Source organism: Methylobacterium sp. WL18 (genome assembly GCF_008040015.1).
GTDB classification, from domain to species: domain Bacteria; phylum Pseudomonadota; class Alphaproteobacteria; order Rhizobiales; family Beijerinckiaceae; genus Methylobacterium; species Methylobacterium mesophilicum.
Genome location: NZ_VRVD01000862.1, coordinates 1 through 1,607 on the forward strand (window position 1 = coordinate 1; position 1,607 = coordinate 1,607).

At 73.1% G+C, this 1,607-nt stretch carries 1 protein-coding gene; it reads right to left on the reverse strand.

Annotated elements, in window-relative coordinates; translation table 11 throughout:
* Window positions 1-1,545 (reverse strand): chloride channel protein (locus FV228_RS29110; protein WP_348645075.1); only part of this gene is annotated, 1,545 nt, incomplete at its 3' end.
* Window positions 1,546-1,607 lie beyond the last annotated feature (62 nt).

Here is a 1,607-nt window from a genome sequence, read left to right on the forward strand (position 1 = left end):
GGCCTCGGCGTCGCGGGCGGCGGCATGCGCCTCGGGGACGTTCACGATCCCGGCGTAGCGGCCCTGCGCATCCACGGCGACCACCCGGGAGGGGGAGCCCAGCGGATGCGCGCGCAGGAAGGTCGGCAGCGGCGTGTCCACCGCCACGGTGGCGACGTCCCGGCGCATCAGCCGGCCCACGGTCAGAGAGCGGATCCAGCCGACATCGTGGGGACTGCGGATGGTCTCGCCGCGCAGGTGGAAGCGCCAGGTCGCGAAGGAGTAGCCGAAGATCTTCCGGACGGTCAGCGAGGAGGCGATCACTGCCGCCAGCACGAGCCCGGTGATCGGCAGGCTGCCGGTTATCTCCAGCGCTAGAAACGTCATGGTTAATGGGCCGCCGATGATCGCCACGGCGAGCGCGCTCATGCCGATCACCGCGTAGGCCAGCGGCGTGAGGCCGAAGACCGCCATCGCGGGCAGGAGGTCTGGGGCCAGGGCGGCGAACAGCTTACCGGCGATCGCCCCCAGGAACAGCGACGCGAAGAACAGGCCGCCCCGGAACCCGGAACCGATCGAGATCGCCGTGGCCGTCGCCTTGGCGGCGAACAAGCCGGCCAGAAACGCGGCTCCGTGCCCCTGCCCCTCGGCGGCGAAGTGCATGTGCAGGGCTCCGTGGCCGCCCGAGAGCACCTGCGGCGTCGCGACGAGCGCCAGCGCGCCGACGCACAGCCCCCCGAAGGCGGGACCGGCCGCCCGGGGCAGGCCGGAGGCCTGGACCAGCCGCTCGACCAGGGTGACGCCGCGCATGATCAGGATGCCGAGCAGCGCGCAGATCAGCCCGAGGGCGAGGCTCGGCAGGATCTCGAGGCTGGTGATGTGCGAGGTCGTGACCGCCTGCATGTCGCCGAGATCGACCAGCGGCTGCGTGTGGATCAGCGCCCGAGAGACGAGGTTGCCGCAGAGCGCCGCGACCACCACCGGCGCCAGGGTGGCGATCGAGTAGGTGCCGATGATCAGCTCGAAGGCGTAGAACGCCCCGGCCAGCGGCGCCCCGAAACCCGCCGCGATGGCCCCGGCCGCCCCGCACCCGACCAGGGTCCGCAGGTCGCCCCGGCGGACCTCGAAGGCGATGCCGAGCCGCGAGGCGAGGCCGGAGGCGAGCTGCGTGTAGCCCGCCTCCAACCCCACGGAGGCCCCTGAGCCGTTCGAGATCACGTTCTGCAGGGCAAGGTAGAGGCTGTCCCGCAGGGACATCCGGCCACCGTGCAGGGCATTGGCCTCGATCGGATCGATGGCCGGTCGCTTGCGCGGCCCGCGCAGGTAGTTCGCCACGAGGATCAGCAACCCGAGCAGCACGCCGCCGAGACAGGGGCCGATCAGCAGGAGCGGCGGCGCGACCGCGTCGGCGGCGCTGAGCCGGGTCCCCGCCGGGAGGTGGTAGAGCGTCTCCCGCAGAGCCTGCGTCACCCAGGTCATGGCCGAGACCGCCAGCCCGCTGACGCAGCCCACCACGGTCGCCAGCAGGACGAGCCCGCCCTCGCTGCGCCGGACCAGGCTGCGCAGCCGCCCGGGCGCCAGGAAGATCCGGGAGCGGGTCCAGCGCCCGCGGGGGCGATGGCCCGGCC